Source organism: Planotetraspora phitsanulokensis, assembly GCF_016863295.1.
In the GTDB taxonomy this organism is placed as follows: domain Bacteria; phylum Actinomycetota; class Actinomycetes; order Streptosporangiales; family Streptosporangiaceae; genus Planotetraspora; species Planotetraspora phitsanulokensis.
The window spans coordinates 94156-112443 of the sequence record NZ_BOOP01000018.1; the positions used below are offsets into that span (position 1 = coordinate 94156).

13 protein-coding genes are annotated in these 18288 nt (G+C 72.3%); 4 read left to right on the forward strand and 9 right to left on the reverse strand.

What is annotated here, in order from left to right; all coding sequences use genetic code 11:
• Nucleotides 1-18: 18 nt before the first annotated feature.
• Nucleotides 19-213, reverse strand: coding sequence for a DUF3046 domain-containing protein (locus Pph01_RS19160; protein WP_204074484.1), 195 nt, complete (start codon nt 211-213; stop codon nt 19-21).
• A gap of 73 nt (nt 214-286) precedes the next feature.
• On the reverse strand, nt 287-775 hold the full coding sequence (locus Pph01_RS19165; protein WP_204074485.1) for a VOC family protein: 489 nt from the start codon (nt 773-775) through the stop codon (nt 287-289).
• Between the two features lie 134 nt (nt 776-909).
• Here Pph01_RS19165 and Pph01_RS19170 point away from each other — a divergent pair, with 134 nt between their 5' ends.
• Nucleotides 910-5802: an ATP-dependent helicase gene (locus tag Pph01_RS19170; RefSeq protein ID WP_239116839.1), complete on the forward strand. Its 4893-nt coding sequence runs from the start codon at nt 910-912 to the stop codon at nt 5800-5802.
• Nucleotides 5803-5930: 128 nt separating this feature from the next.
• Here the strand turns inward: Pph01_RS19170 and Pph01_RS19175 are convergent, their stop codons facing one another.
• From Pph01_RS19175 to Pph01_RS19195, 5 genes are read right to left on the reverse strand one after another with little or no spacing between them, the layout of a single operon-like run.
• Entirely contained in the window at nt 5931-7181 is a 1251-nt protein-coding gene (locus Pph01_RS19175; RefSeq protein WP_204074487.1) for a 2-oxo acid dehydrogenase subunit E2, read from the reverse strand.
• Nucleotides 7174-8169 (reverse strand): alpha-ketoacid dehydrogenase subunit beta, encoded by a 996-nt coding sequence (locus Pph01_RS19180; protein ID WP_204074488.1) that lies wholly within the window; start codon nt 8167-8169, stop codon nt 7174-7176. Before Pph01_RS19180 ends, Pph01_RS19175 begins: the two co-directional genes overlap by 8 nt.
• Complete coding sequence (locus tag Pph01_RS19185; RefSeq protein WP_204074489.1) at nt 8166-9086, reverse strand: thiamine pyrophosphate-dependent dehydrogenase E1 component subunit alpha; 921 nt, start codon at nt 9084-9086, stop codon at nt 8166-8168. Before Pph01_RS19185 ends, Pph01_RS19180 begins: the two co-directional genes overlap by 4 nt.
• Nucleotides 9083-10672, reverse strand: a complete 1590-nt coding sequence (locus tag Pph01_RS19190) for a condensation domain-containing protein (protein ID WP_204074490.1) — start codon at nt 10670-10672, stop codon at nt 9083-9085. Before Pph01_RS19190 ends, Pph01_RS19185 begins: the two co-directional genes overlap by 4 nt.
• A complete protein-coding gene (locus tag Pph01_RS19195; RefSeq protein ID WP_239116840.1) occupies nt 10669-12171 on the reverse strand; it encodes a class I adenylate-forming enzyme family protein in 1503 nt (500 codons plus the stop codon). Before Pph01_RS19195 ends, Pph01_RS19190 begins: the two co-directional genes overlap by 4 nt.
• A 530-nt stretch (nt 12172-12701) precedes the next feature.
• Between Pph01_RS19195 and Pph01_RS19200 the strand changes: the two genes are divergently transcribed.
• Genes Pph01_RS19200 through Pph01_RS19210 form a run of 3 tightly spaced genes read left to right on the forward strand, consistent with a single transcriptional unit; the run spans nt 12702 to nt 16197 of the window.
• The gene (locus Pph01_RS19200) at nt 12702-12938 is read left to right on the forward strand and encodes an acyl carrier protein (protein ID WP_204074491.1); all 237 of its coding nucleotides are present in this window, start codon (nt 12702-12704) and stop codon (nt 12936-12938) included.
• The gene (locus tag Pph01_RS19205) at nt 12935-14209 is read left to right on the forward strand and encodes a condensation domain-containing protein (protein WP_204074492.1); all 1275 of its coding nucleotides are present in this window, start codon (nt 12935-12937) and stop codon (nt 14207-14209) included. Before Pph01_RS19200 ends, Pph01_RS19205 begins: the two co-directional genes overlap by 4 nt.
• The gene (locus Pph01_RS19210) at nt 14206-16197 is read left to right on the forward strand and encodes a N,N-dimethylformamidase beta subunit family domain-containing protein (protein WP_204074493.1); all 1992 of its coding nucleotides are present in this window, start codon (nt 14206-14208) and stop codon (nt 16195-16197) included. Before Pph01_RS19205 ends, Pph01_RS19210 begins: the two co-directional genes overlap by 4 nt.
• A gap of 54 nt (nt 16198-16251) precedes the next feature.
• On the opposite strand, the gene Pph01_RS19215 is transcribed toward Pph01_RS19210, so the two are convergent.
• Nucleotides 16252-16935, reverse strand: coding sequence for a M15 family metallopeptidase (locus tag Pph01_RS19215; protein ID WP_204074494.1), 684 nt, complete (start codon nt 16933-16935; stop codon nt 16252-16254).
• 16 nt (nt 16936-16951) lie between these two features.
• A complete protein-coding gene (locus Pph01_RS19220) occupies nt 16952-18115 on the reverse strand; it encodes an ROK family transcriptional regulator (RefSeq protein WP_204074495.1) in 1164 nt (387 codons plus the stop codon).
• Nucleotides 18116-18288 lie beyond the last annotated feature (173 nt).

Sequence of the window (18288 nt, forward strand, 5' to 3'; positions counted from 1 at the left end):
CCAGGAAGAAAGAAGTGGTCAGCGCAGCCGGGAGTCGACGTCCACGACCTGGCAGACGGCGTGCCAGACCTGCTTGGCGGACACGCCCTCGGCGAGTGCCTGCTCGACGGTCCGCCCGCCCAGGCCGGAGATGACGTAGTCCTTCGCCCACGACTCCGCGTACACCTCGCCGAAGTGGCGGTGCATGCGGTTCCAGAAGTCCGTGAGGCGCATGGGTCCCAGTATGGCCCCGTCCGGGGGCGGCCCAGGCCCCGCGCGGGACCCGGGGCACGCCTCCGGGCGAGCGTCACATCACGCGGGTGCCGTACATCTCACCGAGCGGGTCCGCGAGCAGCTCCAGCCGCGCGCCGTCGGGGTCGAGGAAGTAGATCGAGGCGTCGCTCTCGACGTGGTACTGCACGCCGGCCGCGTCGAGCTTGCCGCGCAGCCGCTCCCACGTGGGCCGCTCGACCGAGATGGCGATGTGGTGGAGCCCGCCGAGGACCTCCTGGTACGGCCCCAGGTCGAGCCCTGGCAGGTCGAAGAAGGCCAGCAGGTTGCCGTTGCCGATGTCGAAGAAGAAGTGGTTGGAGCCCTTGTAGTCGCGGTTCTCGAAGATCTCCGTGAGGGGGAACTCCAGCAGCTCGTGGTAGAAGCGGATCGTGCGCTCGACGTCGGATGAGATCAGCGCGAAGTGGTGCAGGCCCCTCGCGCTGCTCGGGGGACGGTTCTCGCTGATGTAGCGCTCGCGGATGCTCACGCGCTCCGCCTCGATGGCCGCGTAGTCGATTTCCATAGATAGATGATGATTCAACCAAGCGCGGGCATACAGACCGGGTTGGAAGTAAATCAGAGCGAATCCGCCGGTAGATCGCTTCGGTGGGTGGGTGCACGGAGGAATCGGGCGCGGCGCATTCTGTCGGAGGCCGGATGCATGATGGGCGGGTGAGTGCGCTCGACGGCTTCAGCCCGGTGACCAGACAGTGGTTCACCGGAGCGTTCGCGGCGCCGACGGCCGCGCAGGAGGGCGCCTGGTCGTCCATCGCCCGCGGAGACAACACGCTGGTGGTCGCGCCGACCGGGTCGGGCAAGACGCTGGCCGCGTTCCTGTGGGCGATCGACCGGCTCGCGATCGAGCACGCGGCGGCGCCGGAGGCGGCCGCCGAAAGGCCGGCGCGCGGAGGCCGCGGGAAGCCCGCGGGACCGGCTCGCCCGTGCCGGGTCCTCTACGTGTCGCCGCTCAAGGCCCTCGCCGTCGACGTGGAGCGGAACCTCCGGGCCCCGCTCGCCGGAATCAAGCAGACCGCCCGGCTCATGGGGAGCCCCGCGCCCGAGATCTCCGTGGCCATCAGGTCGGGCGACACGACCGCCGACGACCGCCGGCGGTTCGCCGCCCGGCCGTCCGACATCCTGATCACCACGCCGGAGTCGCTGTTCCTGCTGCTGACCTCGCAGGCGCGGGAGGCGCTGCGCGGCGTCGAGACCGTCGTCATCGACGAGGTGCACGCGGTCGCGGCCACGAAACGCGGCGCCCATCTGGCGCTGAGCCTGGAACGGCTCGACGCCCTGCTGCCGCGGCCCGCCCAGCGCATCGGCCTTTCCGCGACCGTCCGTCCCGTCGGCGAGGTCGCGGCGTTCCTCGGCGGGGCCCGTCCCGCCATGGTGGTGCAGCCGCCCTCGGAGAAGGTCATCGAGGTCGAGGTCGTGGTCCCGGTTGAGGACATGACCGAGCTCGCGCCGACGGCCCCGGGCGCGGAGGGCCAGCCCGCGGAGCACAGGCGCAGCATCTGGCCGCACGTGGAGCAGCACCTGCTCGACCTCATCGAGGCGCACGACTCGACCATCGTGTTCGCCAACTCCCGCCGCCTCTCCGAGCGCCTGTGCACCCGGCTCAACGAGCTCGCCTGGGAGCGAAGGTCGGCCCCCGCGGCCCCGGACGAGTCCGGCGGAGCGCGTCCCGGGGGGTCCACGGCGACGCCCGCCGAGTTGATGGCGCAGGCCGGGGCCTCGGCCGGGGTGATCCCGGAGATCGTGCGCGCCCACCACGGGTCGGTCTCCAAGGAGGAGCGGTCGCAGATCGAGGAGGCGCTCAAGTCCGGGCGCCTGCCCGCCGTCGTGGCCACGTCCAGCCTGGAGCTCGGCATCGACATGGGCGCGGTCGACCTGGTCGCGTGCGTCGAGGCGCCGCCGAGCGTGGCGAGCGGGCTGCAGCGGATCGGCCGGGCCGGCCACCAGGTCGGCGCGGTGTCCCGGGGCGTGATCTTCCCGAAGTATCGCGGCGACCTCGTGCAGACGGCCGTCGTCGCCGAGCGGATGAAGAGCGGGCAGATCGAGGAGCTGCGCTACCCGCGCAACCCCCTCGATGTGCTCGCCCAGCAGATCGTTGCCATGACCGCGCTCGACGAGTGGACGGTCGACACGCTGGAGGCCGTCGTCAAGAGGGCCGCGCCGTACGCGACGCTGCCGCGCAGCGCCCTCGAGGCGACGCTGGACATGCTGGCCGGACGCTACCCGAGTGAGGAGTTCGCAGAGCTGCGGCCGCGCATCGTGTGGGACCGGGTGACCGGGACGCTCCAGGGCCGTCCCGGGGCTCAGCGGCTGGCCGTGACCAACGGCGGCACGATCCCCGACCGCGGCCTGTTCGGCGTCTTCCTCGTCGGCGACAAGGCCTCACGCGTGGGTGAGCTCGACGAGGAGATGGTCTACGAGTCACGCGTGGGCGACGTGTTCGTGCTCGGGGCGACGTCCTGGCGGATCGAGGACATCACCGCCGACCGGGTGCTGGTCTCCCCCGCACCCGGACAGCCGGGCAAGCTGCCGTTCTGGCACGGCGACTCCGCCGGGCGGCCGGCCGAGCTGGGCCGCGCCATCGGTGCCTTCCTGCGCGAGCTGTCCGGCGCCGCGGCCGCCGGAGCGGGCGACCGGGTGCGCGCGGCCGGGCTCGACGAGTTCGCCGGGGGCAACCTGCTCTCCTACCTCGCGGAGCAGCGGGAGGCGACCGGCTACGTGCCCGACGACCGCACCCTCCTGGTGGAGCGGTTCCACGACGAGCTCGGCGACTGGCGGGTGGTGATCCACTCCCCGTACGGCGCCCGCGTGCACGCCCCGTGGGCACTGGCCGTAGGGCGGCGGCTGCGCGAGCGGTACGGCATGGACGTTCAGGCCGTCCACTCCGACGACGGCATCGTCCTGCGCATCCCCGACACCCTCGACGAGGCGCCGTCCGACCTGGCGGCCTTCGATCCGGAGGAGATCGAGCAGATCGTCACCGAGGAGCTGGGGGGATCGGCGATGTTCGCCTCCCGGTTCCGCGAGTGCGCCGGGCGGTCCCTGCTGCTTCCGCGCCGCAGCCCCGGCAAGCGGACCCCCCTGTGGCAGCAGCGTCAGCGCGCGGCGCACCTGCTGGGCGTTGCCAGCCAGTACGCCACGTTCCCCGTCGTCCTGGAGACGATGCGCGAGTGCCTCCAGGACGTCTTCGACGTGCCCGGGCTCGTCCAGCTGATGCGGGACATCGCCGCCCGCCGGGTCAGGATCGTCGAGGTGGAGACCTCCCAGGCCTCCCCGTTCGCGGCGTCGCTGCTGTTCAACTACGTCGGCGCGTTCATGTACGAGGGCGACGCGCCGCTGGCCGAGCGGCGGGCGCAGGCGCTCGCCCTCGACACGGCGCTGCTGGCCGAACTGCTCGGCCAGGCCGACCTGCGGGAGCTGCTCGACGCGGACGTGATCGCCGAGGCCGAGCGCGAGCTGGCCCGGCTGGACAGGCCGCTTCGCGACGCCGAGGACCTGGCCGACCTGCTGCGGTCGCACGGCCCGCTGCTGGCCGAGGACGTGTCGATCCGGCAGGGCGATCCGACCTGGCTGACAGGCCTCGAGAAGGCGCACCGGGCGATCCGCGTGCGGGTCGCGGGCCACGAGCAGTGGGCGGCCGTCGAGGACGCGTGGCGGCTGCGCGACGCGCTCGGCGTGCCGCTCCCGGTCGGCGTGCCCCACGAGTTCCTGGAGGCTCCCGCCACAGGAGGCCAGGCGAGATCAGGCCCCGCGCCCGATCCGCTGGGCGACCTCGTCTCCCGCCACGCGCGTACGCGCGGCCCGTTCGCGTCCGGTACGGCCGCGACGCGTTTCGGCGTGGGCGTCGCCGTGGTCGACGACACGTTGCGCCGGCTCGCCGCGGCGGGGCGGGTGGTCTCCGGCGAGTTCCAGCCGGGCGGACGTGGCGAGGAGTGGTGCGACGCCGGTGTGCTGCGCCTGCTCCGCCGCAGGTCGCTCGCGCGGCTGCGCAAGGAGGTCGAGCCGGTCCCGCCTGAGGCGCTGGCCGCGTTCCTGCCCGCCTGGCACGGCATCACCCCGGCCCGCACGCCGGCTCCCGGCCTCTCCCCGGGGCGGGGATGGGCGGAGGGCACGGACAGAGCCCACGCCAGACCTGGTCCGGGGCGCTCGATGGACGCGCTGGTCAGCGCCATCGAACGACTCCAGGGGGCGGCGGTCCCCGCCTCCGCGCTCGAGACGCTGATCCTGCCGGGGCGGGTGCCGGGCTACTCCCCCGCGCTTCTCGACGAGCTGACGGCGTCCGGTGAGGTCGTCTGGGCCGGTCAGGGATCCCTGCCCGGCGGCGACGGCTGGGTGTCGCTCTACTTCGCCGACACCGCCCCCCTGCTGCTCCCGGTGCCCGGCGAGATCACCATGACCCCCCTGCACGAGCAGGTGCTGGAGATCCTCAGCGGCGGCGGGGCGCTGTTCTTCCGCGAGTTGTCCAACCGGGTGGCCTCGGCGGCGATCGGCGCGGGACACGAAGCGGGCCCAGGGGACGGATTCGGCACGGGCCCACGCCACGGACGAGTGATCGGCACGAGCCCTGGCGACCGGCCAGGGATCGGCGCGAGCGCGGCCGACAGCGCCGGGAGCATCCCGGCCCCGCACGCGCCGCGCGGCGAGGGAGTCATGGGAGCCGTCCCGGACGACATGGTGCTGGCCGCCGCGTTGTGGGATCTCGTCTGGTCGGGCCGGGTGACGGGAGACACCCTCGCCCCCCTGCGCTCAACGCTCGGCACCGGGCGGCCCGCTCATCGACCGGCGACGACCCGCCGGCGCAGGGCCGTGCTGCCGACCAGAAGCGGACCGCCGACGGTGAGCGGCCGCTGGTGGCTGCTGCCGTCCCCGTTGGAGAACGGCACCCAGCGGGCCCAGGCCCAGGCCGAGGTGCTGCTGGAACGGCACGGCGTGATCACGAGGGGCGGCGTCGCCGCCGAACGCCTTCCTGGCGGTTTCTCATCCGTCTACCAGGTGTTGCGGGCCTACGAGGAGAGCGGCCGCTGCCGGCGCGGCTACTTCGTGGAGGGACTGGGAGGGGCACAGTTCGCCCTGCCCGGTGCGGTCGACCGCATGAGGGCGATGTCGTCGCGGACGGCCGCCCCCTCCGATGAGGAGGATCTGTGGGCGACACCGGCGCCCCAGGCGCCGCCCCGCACGGTCGTGCTCGCCGCCGCCGACCCCGCCAATCCCTACGGCGCGGCGCTGCCGTGGCCGGACCGGTCCGGAGAGGTGACGCACAAGCCGGGCCGCAAGGCCGGCGCGCTCGTGGCGCTGGTGGAGGGACGGCTCGTGCTCTACGTCGAGCGAGGCGGCAAGACCCTCCTGTCCTTCGGGGCCGAGGACGACCTGCAACCGGCCGTGGACGCGCTGGCCCTGGCCGTACGGGAGGGCGCGTTGGGCAAGCTCACCGTCGAACGGGCGGACGGCGCCGCCATCATCGACTCACCCCTCGCCTCGGCGCTGGAGGCGGCCGGATTCCATCCGACGCCACGCGGGCTCCGCATCCGCGGTTAGCACGTGTCGTGCGAGACAGACAGGCCGGCCGCCGCCCGGGAGGCCGTTGCGCCGCCGCTGACGGCGCACGCGTGAATTCGCCACCAACGGGCGACGGCATCCGGGACAGGCTGCCGCAGGTGACCTGCCTACGCGAAGGTCTCCCCTGGCGACTCCAGCAGTGCCTTGAGCGCCCGCAGGAACAGCGCCGCGTCGCGGCCGTTGATGAGCCGGTGGTCGTAGGCCATGCCGATGTTGACGACGGTCCGGGTGACGACCTCACCCCCGTCGAGCCGGAGCTCGGCCTGGGGGGACGTCACCGCGAGCGCACACGCGTGGCCTGGGAAGATCAGCGGGACGGCCAGCGTCACGTCGCCGTCGTGATGCAGGGTGACCGCGATGTTGGCCCCGGTCAGGTCGTCCTCCCGGAAGTCCCCGGTCAGGGCGGCCAGCCGATACTCCATCAGACGGGTCGCGATCTGCTTCACCGAGCGGCGGGCGGCGTCGTGGACGACGGGCACGTACAGCCCCTCGCCCGCGTCGATCGTCACGCCCACGTGCGGGGCGTCGGAGAGTACCGCCGACGTGTCGTCCACCAGGGTGGCGAAGCACAGCGGGAAGTCGGCGTGCAGCCGGGCGACGGCGGACGTCACCAGTTCGGGCAGGCCCACCGGCCGCCTGACCTCCCGGGTCATCCGCGCCGCGAGCTCCAGCAGCGGCCCCGCGTCGGCCTTGACCACCGTGTACGCGGCCGGAATGGTCGCGTGCGAGACGCGCACGACCTTCGCCACGGCCCGCTGCACCCTCGTGAGCTCGTACGGCCGGCCGGTCACGGCCTGCCCGGACTCTCCGGGCTCCGCGACCTCCTCCCGGGGCGCCGGTACGGAACGGGAGGCGAGCCTTTCGATGTCGGCGCGCCGCACCACGGCCACACCCAGGGCGCGCACCTGGGCCGGGTCGACGCCGAGCTCGTCGATCAGCGCCTGCGCGGGAGCCGTGATCAGCGGACCGGTGCCGGCTCCGTCCGCGGAGCCGTCTGTCGCACCACCGGCCGAGGAGCCCCCGGCCGTCGCACCACCCGCCGAGGAGTCACCGGCCGAAGCTCCGCCGCCCGCCGAGTCACCGGCGGCAGGAGACGCTCCGGGAGACGGCGCGACGGGCCGGCTCTCGTCGGCGGTGAGGCGGGCCAGCACGGCCCCGGGGGCGCAGTCGGCGTTCAGCGCGAGGACATGCCAGACGAAACCGTCCTCCTCGCTCTCCAGCTCTTCGGTGGCCTTCGAGGTCTCCAGGACCACGATCGGGTCTCCGGCCTTCACCTGCTGCCCGTCGTCGACCAGCCAGTCGACCAGGACATACGTGGAGTCGTTGTTGTTGAGCTTGGGCACGCGGATGTCAGTCACGCAGGGCCTCCAGCACCGCGTCGTGAATCGTGGAGTCCTGGACGAGCACGGCGCGCTCGAGGTGCGCGGCCGTAGGGATCACGCTGTCGGCCGAGCTGACCAGCGCCACCGGGCGCCGCAGGTCGTTCCATATCAGCCGGTGGATCCGGTGGGCCACCTCGCTTCCCCACGTGCCGCCCGCGGTGCCCTCCTCGGCCACCAGTACGGCTCTCGCACCGCGGAGCACCGGCAGCAACGGCTCCGCGTCGAACGGATACAGCCGTGAGGGGACGAGCAGGCAGCAGGTGACCTCCTGCTCCAGCAGCAGGCCGCGCATGGCCCGGACCGCCCGGTCGACCATCCCGCCGGGAGCGATGATCACGCAGTCGGCCTTCTCGGGGTCGTCCAGGAAGACCCTGGCCACGTCTTCGGCTCCCGGCATGACGTCGTGCCGGAACAGATCGCCGACGTCGTTCATGTGCCGCGTGTAGAGGATCTTGTCCTCGAAGAACACGCAGGGCCCGCCGGACGCCAGCATCGCGTCGAACACCTGCCGGTTGTCGTGCAGGGGGGACATCTCGTAGACCGACAGGCCCGGCACGCCCACGAAGTGTTTCTGCAGGCTCTGGCTGTGCGTGGGCCCGTATCCGCGTCCGCCGCCGGTCGGGCACCGGACGACCATCCGGATCGGCACGCGGGAGCCGTACATCGTGACGGACTTGGCGGCGAAGTTGACGATCTGGTCGAACGCGAGCGCCACGAAGTCGCCGAACATGATCTCGACGACGGCCGCGTCGCCGCACAGCGCGAGCCCGGCGGCCAGGCCGGTGATGCCGGACTCGCTGATCGGGGTGCCGAGCACCCGTTCGGGGAAGCGGCTGGACAGCCCTTTTGTGATCTTGAAGGCTCCGCCGTACGGGTCGAGGATGTCCTCGCCGATCACGTAGGCCGACGGGTCCGACTCCAGCAGCCCGTGGAGGGCGGCGTTGAGGTTCTCCCCCACCCTCATGGTCGCCACCTCGACGGCGGGCGGGCGGAGACCTCACGCACGATCGCGTCGACGCGGGCGCGCTGGGCCTCGTCGGCGCGGGCGAACCGCTCGGGGTCGGCCTCGGCGTACAGGCGGTACCAGTCGTTGTCGCGGGCCTGCCGTACGGTCTCCGGATCGCGGGTGTCGTCGCCCTTGCTGTGCGGGCCGAGGCGGTGGGTGGCGAACTCCACGACCAGCGGCCCGCCTCCGGACCGCACCCCGGCGACAAGCGGCGCGAGCTCGTCCCTGATGGCGCTCAGATCGGAGGACTCGATGCCGTGGTGGCGCACGCCGAACGCCTCTGCGCGGGCGCGGACGGTACCGGCCATCTGACGGGTGGTGGGTGTCGACTGGGCGATCCCGTTGTTCTCGACGATCACGAGCAGCGGGAGACGCCAGAGCGAGGACAGGTTGAGCGCCTCGTAGACCGCGCCCTCGCCCCACGTGCCGTCGCCGATGAAGACGCAGGCGAGCGCGCCGGGCTCGGTGCGCTTGAGGTGCAGCGCGACGCCCGCGGCCACCGGGAGGCTCTCCCCCTGCACGCCGGTGGAGACGTATCGGTCGCGCAGGATGTGCTGGCTGCCGCCCACCCCGCCGCAGACCGCGCCCTCCCGCCCCATGATCTCGGCGAGGAGCCCCGCCGGGTCGTCGAACCTGGCCAGGTAGTGGCCGTGCCCCCGGTGGTTGCCGAAGACGTGGTCGGCGTCGGCGAGCAGCCGCCGGAGCGCGACGGGGACGTACTCCTGCCCGAGGCAGGTGTGCGTCGTGCCGTTGAGCTCGCCGCGCCCGAACAGGTCGAGCAGCGCCAGTTCGAAGTGCCGGATCAGGAGCAGCAGGGCGAGGTCGTCGTCATCGGCCCGCCGCGCGTGGAGGACGGCCGCGCCCGTCTCGGTCACCGGCGGCTGCCCGACGCGTCGGGCAGTCCCGGCTCGGTTCCGGCCGCCGCGATGGACTCAAGGACACCCGCGATGGTCGGCGCGTCGAAGAAGACGTCGAGCGGGACCTCGATGTCCAGGCGCTTGCGCATCCGCGCGATGATCTGGGTGATGGTCAGCGAATGGCCGCCGAGATCGAAGAGGTCCTCCTCGTCGCCGATCTCGTCGATGCCGAGCACCTCTTGCCAGATGGCCCTGATCTCCTCGGCGAGGTCCGTCTGGCCGGTACGGCCCGCCGCGATGTCCTCGATGACAGTGTCCGGATTTTTCATGATTGAAGTGAGGTCCTTCGCTATGAGAGTGACATCCGGAAGCGTGCGCGAGCTGTACTGCATGATCACGTCGAGCCCGTCGGGTCCGTCGACGGCCTGGAGGTGCAGGGTGCTGCGGACCGCGTGGTTGAACGCCGTCCAGTCCACGGTCGTGTCCACTCCGGCGAACTCGGGCGCCTCCCGCCTCCGGCGATAGCTGACCGAGACGGGCGCCAGAGCCGTACGGGGCCGCAGCCCACGGACGGCGCGGGCGAGCGGCACCTGGCGGAACCGGTACATGAGCCGCAGGTCGTCGTGGAACCGCCCGGCGAGCCCGGCGACGGTCATGCCGGGGGCGGGCGCCGACCACACGGGAAGCTCGTTGACGAACAGGCCGATGTGGTCGCGTACCTCCGGCGTGCGTGTGGACATGTCGACGGCGCACACCGGCTCGGCGTTGCCGTACGAGAAGAGCAGGGCGTGCACCGACGCGAGGAAGACCTCGAACCGGGAGACGCCCGGAACGTCGCGCAACTCGGCGCGGAAGGCGTGGACGCCGCCTTCCGCGGCCCCACGTGACCGTGCCGCTCCGGCGGACCCGCCAGACGCCCCAGGCCGTCCGGACAAGCTGGATGCATCAGGCCGTCCGGGCAGACCGGACCCCGGGCCTGACGCCCCGGACCCGCCGGATCCCCCTGGCGCCCCGGGAAGGACCGGAAGCACGACCTCGCCTGGCTCCCGCCAACGCCCGCGCCAGTAGTCGCCGGCCTCGCCGAGAACGGCCTGGACCCGTTCCCGCTCCGCCGCCGCGTGGTCCGCGTACGACATCGTGAGGCGGGTGAGCGGTCGCCCGTCGTAGAAGGCGGCCAGATCGCGGACGAGCACGTCCTTGGACTCGCCGTCGAAGACCAGATGGTGCGCCACGATCAGCAGCACGTGGCGGGAGGACGACACCCGGACGAGCGTGAACCGGGCGAGCGGCCCCTTCTCCACGTCGAAGGGCAGCAGGGTCTGCGCGCGCACCAGCGGGCCGAGGTCCTCCGCGGCCGTGACGACGACCTGGGGACGCTCCGCGGGCACCTCGACCGGTATGCCGTCCCGCTCCTCGATGGCGGTGGCCAGGACCGGGTGGCGCCGCACCAGCGCCTCGCACGCCTGGATCAGCGCGCAGGCGTCCAGCGGTCCGTCGAAGGTGATCAGCAGCGGCATGTGATAGGCGGATCCCGCCCGGCCCATCCGCTCGGTGAGCCACATCCCCACCTGGGCGAACGAGGCCTGCCTCAGGTCGGCGCTCATGCCCGGGCCCGCAGCGCGCGCTTGTCGACCTTGCCCCCGCGATTGCGTGGAAGGGACTCCATCCTGACGATCTCCGAGGGGATCTCGTGCTGGGCCAGCCGGTCGCGCAGGAAGGCCCGGATGTCGGCGTCGGGCACCTCGGTCCGCAGGACGACGGCCGCGGCTACGGTCGTGCCGAGGACGTGATGGGGAAGGCCGTAGGCCGCGGCCTCGACCACCGCGGGATGCTCGTACAGCGCGTTCTCGACCTTCAGGGTTGAAACCTTGAAAGCGCCCGACTTGACGACGTCGCCGTCGCGGTCGACCAGGTAGAGGTAGCCGTCGTCGTCGAGATACCCGAGGTCGCCCATGCGGATCCAGCCGCCTCGGAAGACCTCGGTGCTGGCCGCGGGATCGTCGTAGTACGAGCGGGGCGCGGCCGGTGAGCGCATCCACACCTCGCCGGTCTGGCCGGGCGGGAGGTCCGCGCCCTCCGGCGAGGCGATGCGGACGTCGCCGCCCGCCGCCGACCTGCCGACGGAATCGGGCCGGTCCGGGTCGAAGAGCATGATCGTCTGCGCCGGGGCCGCCTCGGTCGAGGTGTAGTAGTTGGTGATCGTCGCCTTCGGGAACATCCGGGTCAGGCCGGACGCGACCGCCGGCGGAAGCGGCGCGGCGGCCGAGCCGAGCAGCAGCACGCTCGACAGGTCCGGGCCCTCCTGGAGGTTGAGCAACTCGACGGCCATGGCCGGCACGAGGAAGACCGTTCCGGCCCGGTGCCTTTCGATGAGCGCGGCGAACCGTCCCGGTGTGAAGCGGGGCAGGGTGACGACGGCGGGGTGCGCGGTCAGCGCGTTGACGAGCATCATCTGCCCGGCGTTGGTGCCGATGGGGAACGCGTGGACCAGATGCCGGGAGTGGGCGAACGCCCGGCGTCGCGGCTGGGTCCGCGCGCCGAAGGCCAGGTTGGCGTGCGTGGCCGCGACGCCCTTCGCCTTGCCGGTCGTGCCGGACGTGTAGAGGATCTGCGCCATGTCGGCGGGCCTGAGCGTCACCTCAGGCGGCGACATGGAGCCCTCGAGCGGCGGCCTGGAGCCCTCGGGCGGCGACGTGGAGCTGCCCGCCCTACCCTCGGGCGGCGACGTGGAGCTGCCCGCCCCGCCCTCGGGCGGCGGGCCGTCCCGGCCGGTGAGGATCACGGACGCCGAGCAGTGTGCGGCGATCTGCTCGATCTCCGCGGCGGGCATGCGGTCCGACATCGGGACGGCCACCGCGCCCGCCTTCAGCACCCCGAGGAACGCCACCGCGTAGTCGATCCAGCCGGAACCGGGGTACACCAGTCCGACCCGGTCGCCGCGGCGCACGCCGCGATTCAGCAGGTCGTGGGCCACGGCGTTCGACCGCGCCTGCCATCGCCCGAAGGTGAGTTCTCCGGACCCGTGCACGATCATCGCAACGGTTTCCGGCTCGGAAGCCGCCCGCGCGGCCAAAATGTCGGGAAGGGTTGGCGTTTCGAGCACGCTTCTCAATTGGCTGCCCCCCGAATGGTTCGGATGATTATCGGACGACCGACGCGCTAGACCATGCCTTACTGAAAAGGTTGTTTCCAGTTTCCCCAGAGAGCCAGTCTTACATGGGGCACCAACTGGAGACAAGCGATTCCGCACTTCGCGAGGACGCCGCCGCAGGCTTCACGGATTGACCAGCGGGTCTTGAGACTGCGACGGAGCCGTGCAAGACTTACGGCCATCCACTAATTGCAAACCTTCTTTTCAGTTAGTAACCGACAAGGCCTTCGGCCTGGCCATTTCGTCTGCATTCATCCGACCACATGGGGGATCATCCCGGAAATGCATGCCATCTCAGAGATTCGCGCCCTTATGCGCAGGAACGGTCTTCTTCCCGCGTGAACACCGCCCAGATGAGACCGATCCCCCATGGTCTGGCGAAATCGACCAGCGGTCCCGCGGCCCGGCGATCTCTCCGATCCCCCGACGCCGGGACCCGAGGACGGACCCGCTGAGAACGGATCCCTGAGAGCGGAGGCGGAATGCTCAAGGAACGACTGGCGCAACTGGTGTCGGAGGCCTGCGACGGGGAGATCACGGCGGCCGAGGCCCTGGGCGCCACCGTCCCCCTGTCCTACCTCGGCGTCACCTCACTGGCCCAGATGCGCCTGATCGACGCGCTCGAGCGCGAGTACGACATCGAGATCGACCTCGCCGACGACGTCTCGTTCCTCGACAGCGTCGACGGCCTCGCCGCGTGGGTGTCGGCGGCCCGATGATCACTTTCACGGGGGCACGCAAGGGCACGGCGCCCCTGACCTGGGGCCAGCGGGCCATCTGGGACGCCATCCAGCGGACCGCGCCCGACGACCACTACTTCAACTTCGGGCGGATCCTCGAGACGCCGCGGGGGGCGCGGCCCGCCTCGATCGCCCACGTGGCGCGGAGCGTCGGCCTGCTCGTCGAGCGGCACGAGGCGCTGCGCACGCTGATCGGGCCCGGCCCGGTCCAGGACCTGCGCGAGCGCGGCGAACTGCCCCTCCGGATCGCGGTGGACGCGGAGCCCCGCGCCGTCCTCGCAGAGTTGTCCGCGACCGCCTTCGACTACGCCGCCGAGTGGCCGGTCCGGGTCGCCTTCGTGACCAGTGGCGACGAGGTCACGCACGTCGTGCTCGTGTTCTGCCACCTGGCCGCCGACGGGATCGGCGCGGAGGAGGTCGTCCGCGATCTGCGACTGCTCCTTCTGCGCGGAGGCCTGGGCGGCGGCCCTCCCCCGCAGCCGTTCGACCTCGCCGAGTGGCAGGCGTCGCCCGCGGGCCGGCGGCAGGCGGCGGGCGCGGCCGCGTTCTGGGAGCGCGAACACCGCAGGATGCCGCCCACGATGTTCCACGTCCCCTCGGGAGCGGCGGAGCACCCGCCCGTCTGGCGGGCCACGCTCAGCTCGCCGGCGGCCGACCTGGCCGCCCAGCGCCTTGCCGTACGGCATGGCACGAGCACCTCGACCGTGGTGCTCACCGCCGTCGGGACGCTGGTCGCGGAGGTCACGGGACACGAGACCGTCACCGTGCTGCCCATCGTCAGCAACCGCTTCCGTGCCACGACGCGCACGGCGGTGACCACGCTGTCGCAGGAAGGGCTGTTCGTCCTCGAAGCGGGCAAGTCCCGGTTCACCGACCTGCTTGCCGCGTCGGGCCCCGCGGTGTTGCGGGCCTACCGCAGCGCCTACCACGACCCGGCCGACCGTGAGCGGGTCGTCGCGGGGGCGGCCCGCGAGCGCGGCACCCCGATCCACCCGTACTGCTGTTTCAACGACATGCGCTTCGTCGAGCAGGCGGTCTACCGCGACGAGGAGCTGATCCGCCGGGCGCTGCCCGAGACCTCCCTGTCCTGGCCGCTCAGCCAGGACAAGCTGAACTGCCGTTTCTGCGTGCACCTCGCGGGCGCCGGGCAGATCTCGCTCACCGCCGACACCCGGTGGTTGTCCCGGCCGGACATCGAGCGGTTCCTGCTCGGCCTGGAGAGGATGCTCGTCGAGGCGGCTCTCCGGTGACGGTCCGCGCCCACGCCACCGCCACCTCCTGCGCGCAGGGCGGGGAACTGGGCTTCCGCCTGGACACCGCCGAGCCGGTGGGCGTGACCGTCCACGACGCGACCAGCGACCGGCTCGTCCTGGCGGCCACGGTCCGCGGCCCGTCCTGGACGTTGCGCGTGCCCGGGGACTGGCCGAGCTCGCTCTACCGGGCGCGGTTCGTCGCCGGCCCTCCGGAGCCGGACGTGCTCGTCCCCCGGCCCACGGGCGACCTGCCCGGTGTCGGCACGTCGCCCGACGACGAGGTCTACTTCGTCGTACGGCAGGCCACTCCGGGGTCGACCTCGCCCATCCTGGTGTCCGTCCCGTTCACCACGTGGCAGGCGTACAACCGGGCGGGCGTCCCCGGGGAGAGCCTCTACTGGACCGAGCAGCCCGACCGCGCGTCCCGTGTGACGTTCGACCGGCCCGGCGGCGGGCCGCCTCCCGAGCGGTGGGAGGACGGGCTGCTGCGCTGGCTCGCGCCGGCCGGGTACACCGTCGAGTACTGCTCCGGCCTCGACCTGGAGCCCGGCCTGCTCGCCGCGTACCGCCTGCTGATCGTCAACGGGCACGACGAGTACTGGTCGGCGGGCATGCGCGACGCCTGTGAGGGGTTCGCCAGACGCGGCGGGAACATCGCCTTCTTCTCCGGGAACACGTGCTGGTGGCAGATCCGCGTCGAGGGCCGCACCATGGTGTGCCATCGCGATCCGCTGACCGATCCCGTGGACGACCCCGCCCTGACCACGGTCGAGTGGTCGAGCGCGCCCGTCTCCCGGCCGGAGAACTCGCTGACCGGGGTCAGCTTCCGTAACGGCGCGGGCACCTGGGGGCCGTCCATGACGCTGATGCGGGAGGAGTCGTACACCGCGCGGTTCGCCGCGCACTGGGTGTTCGAGGGGACGGGCCTGACAGACGGCGACAAGTTCGGGCAGGGCTCGCTCGGCTACGAGACCGACGCCGCCGAGTTCGCCGAGGTGATGGGGATCCCCCGGGTGACCTGCCGGGACGGCACGCCCTCGACGTTCGTCGTGCTCGCGACGGCCGACCTGCGGCACTGGAGCTCCGGCGGGCAAGGCGGCTGGGCCACGATGGGCGTCTTCTCCCTCGGCCGCGGCACGGTCTTCAACGCGGCCACCGTCAACTGGGGGAACACCATCCACGATCCAGTTGTGGAGCGGATCACGCGGAACGTCATAGACCGGCTGTCCCGGCCGCCCGCACCCGGCTGGGAGGTCATCGGCCCGGTCGCCGACGTCCGCGCGCTGGCCGGCTGCGGCTCGGCGCTGTACGCCGTGAGCGCCGACGGCGTGCTGCTCGCCCGCGAGTTGTGCGGCCAGAACATGCAGTGGATGCCGACCGGCCGTGCGGGGGGCGTTCTGTGCCTGGACGCCCCGCGCGAGGCAGGCTCCGGCTTCGGCACCGGCCTGTACGGTGTGACCGCCGAGGGCGTGCTCCGCTACCGCGAGGCCGCGCCGAGCCCGGCGGGCACAGCGATGGACACGGCGACGGGCATGTTGACGGGCATGTTGACGGGCACGTTGACGGGCACGGCCGGATCACCGGGGTGGGCCGGGGGCACGGGCGAGTGGACCGACCTGGGCACGGCGCCCGACGGCACGATCGCCCTCGCGGTGCAGGACGGGACGTTCTTCGCGGCCACCTCGGCGGGACGCCTGTGGGCGGTGACCTTCGCCGAGCTCGCCGCGTCCCCGCGAGCCGATTGGCACGACGCCGGGGACTCGGCCGGCGCCGTCTGCCTGAGCGGGAGCAACGGCCGGGTCTACTCCCTGGGAGCCGACCACCTGATCCGCGCCCGGCTGCCCGTCCCCGTCCCCGCCGCGTGGTCGCTCGTCGGCGAAGCCCCCGGAGCGGCGGTCCTGACCGCCCACGCGGGGCTGCTCGTCACGGCCGCGAGCGGCCAGCCGTTGCGGTGGCGGCCCGCCGCGACCTTCATCGCCCGCTAGCCCTTCACCGGGCTAAGCCGTGTCCGCCCGTGAATCACGGGACCGGGAAGACGTTCAGAGAATCACGGGACCGTAGAGGGCGGAGCCCGCGCGCCGGGTCATGGCCCAGTAGCGGTCGCCGTACGACCAGTGCCACCACTCCGTGGGATAGTTCACGAGCCCGGCCGCCTCCAGCGCCACCCCGAGGACCTTGCGGTTCTGCCGGGCGTCCGGGCTGATGCCCGGCGCGGCGGTGTAGCAGGCGCCGTCGCTCTGCTCCGGGTTGGCGTTGACGGCCGTGCCCATGTCGAGCTCGACCCCGTCGTCGTCGCACATGGTGAGGTCGACGGCCGCGCCCGCCGTGTGGGGGGCCACCTCTATCGGAGAGACGTACCGGCTCGCCGCGACATGCAACTCCTCTTCCGACATATCCGGAAAAGTCATGCGCAGTTCGGCCTTGTAGTCCTCGAAGTACCGCCGTTGCAGGAAGACCGGCCGATACCCCTCGACCACCACGATGTGGAATCCGCCGGGAAGCCTGCTCTGCGCGTCCTCGAGCCTGGTCAGCACGCCCTGCCTCAGGTGGGCGTAGGCGCCCTCGGGGTCGGCGAGGCGCGCGTCCACCCGGAGCCGTCCGCGGACGTCGGCCAGCGGCTCCCCGCATTCACGGACCGGTATCGACGTCACCCGGGTGTCCGAGATCAGGGTGATTCCAGCGGCGTCCGCCGCCCGCGCGGGACCGTGCGATGAGTCAGGCATGAGGAGCAACCTACCGTCAGACGGTGTCGGAGAAGACCTCCTCCCTGGCTCGCGCCAGGGCCGCGACCATCGCGCCGCGGAGGACGGGATTGCCCTCGACCTGCGTCACCGCGACCGTCGGCCGGCTGGGGCACACCCGCGCGACGGCCTCCTCGACCCGGGCCGCGAGCTCCCGCCCTCCGGCCCGGCCGACGTCCCCGCTCAGCACGACGAGACCGGGATCGAGCACGACGGACACAGCGGCGACCCCGACGGCCAGGCGATCGGCCAGGTCGTCGACGAAGGCGTCATTGCCGGTGGCGAGAGCCGTACGGACCAGGTCCGCGACGTCGGCTCCGGACGACAGGCCGTGGGTCTCCGCGAGGCCGGTGAGGGCGTCGCCGCCGACCAGGCGCTGGAAGGAGCCCGACTGCGGCTCGGTGACGTCGGTCGGGAGCGGCTCCCCGGGAACGGGCAGCCAGCCGATCTCGCCGGCGCCCCCGGTGATGCCCCGGTGCAGCCGGCCGCCGAGCATGACGCCGAGCCCCTGGCCGATCCCGGCCCACAGGATGGCGAAGTCGTCGACGCCCCGGGCCGCGCCGTGCTCCTGCTCGGCCAGGGCCGCGAGGTTGACGTCGTTCTCGATGATCACGTACTCGCCGAGCAGGGTCCGCAGCCCGGCGAGCACGCCGACGTGCCACGCGGGCAGGTCGAAGGAGTAGCGGATCTCGCCGCTCACGGGGTCCACCACGCCACGGGTGCCGATGACGAAGCAGCGCAGCCGGGTCAGCGCGACGTCCGCGGTCTCACAGGCCCGCAGGACCGCGCCGTACACCGTCCGGACCGGGTCCCCCGCGTCGGTCGGATCGACGGTGATCTCGGCGACGACCTTCCCCGTGATGTCGGCCACGGCCGCGGTGACGCTGTCCGGCAGCACCTCGAGACCCGCCACGTAGGCGCTCGCGGGGTTCACGCCGTACAGGGCGGCGTTGGGGCCGCGCCCTCCCGGCCGCTCCCCCGCCGTGGTCACCAGGCCGCGCGTCTCGAGGCGGGACAACAACTGACCGGAGGTCACCTTCGACAGGCCGGTGAGCTCTCCCAGCTCCGCCCTGGTCAGCGGGCCGCGGGAGAGCAGCAGTTCCAGCGCCGCCCGGTCGTTGATCTGACGGAGCAGCCGAGGTGTTCCCGGTCGTAGAGGCACTGGCTGGCTCCCTCTCGTCACGATCCGCTAACACGGGTTTTTTTAAAGAAACTTTCTTGTTAGTTTAACGGCAGCCACCCCGGAGGCAAGCGATCAGCCCTCGGGATGCCACGAGCGCCGACCGGACGGAATGCGTCATCCAGCAGGTGGAGGTCCGCCGACACCCCGCATGA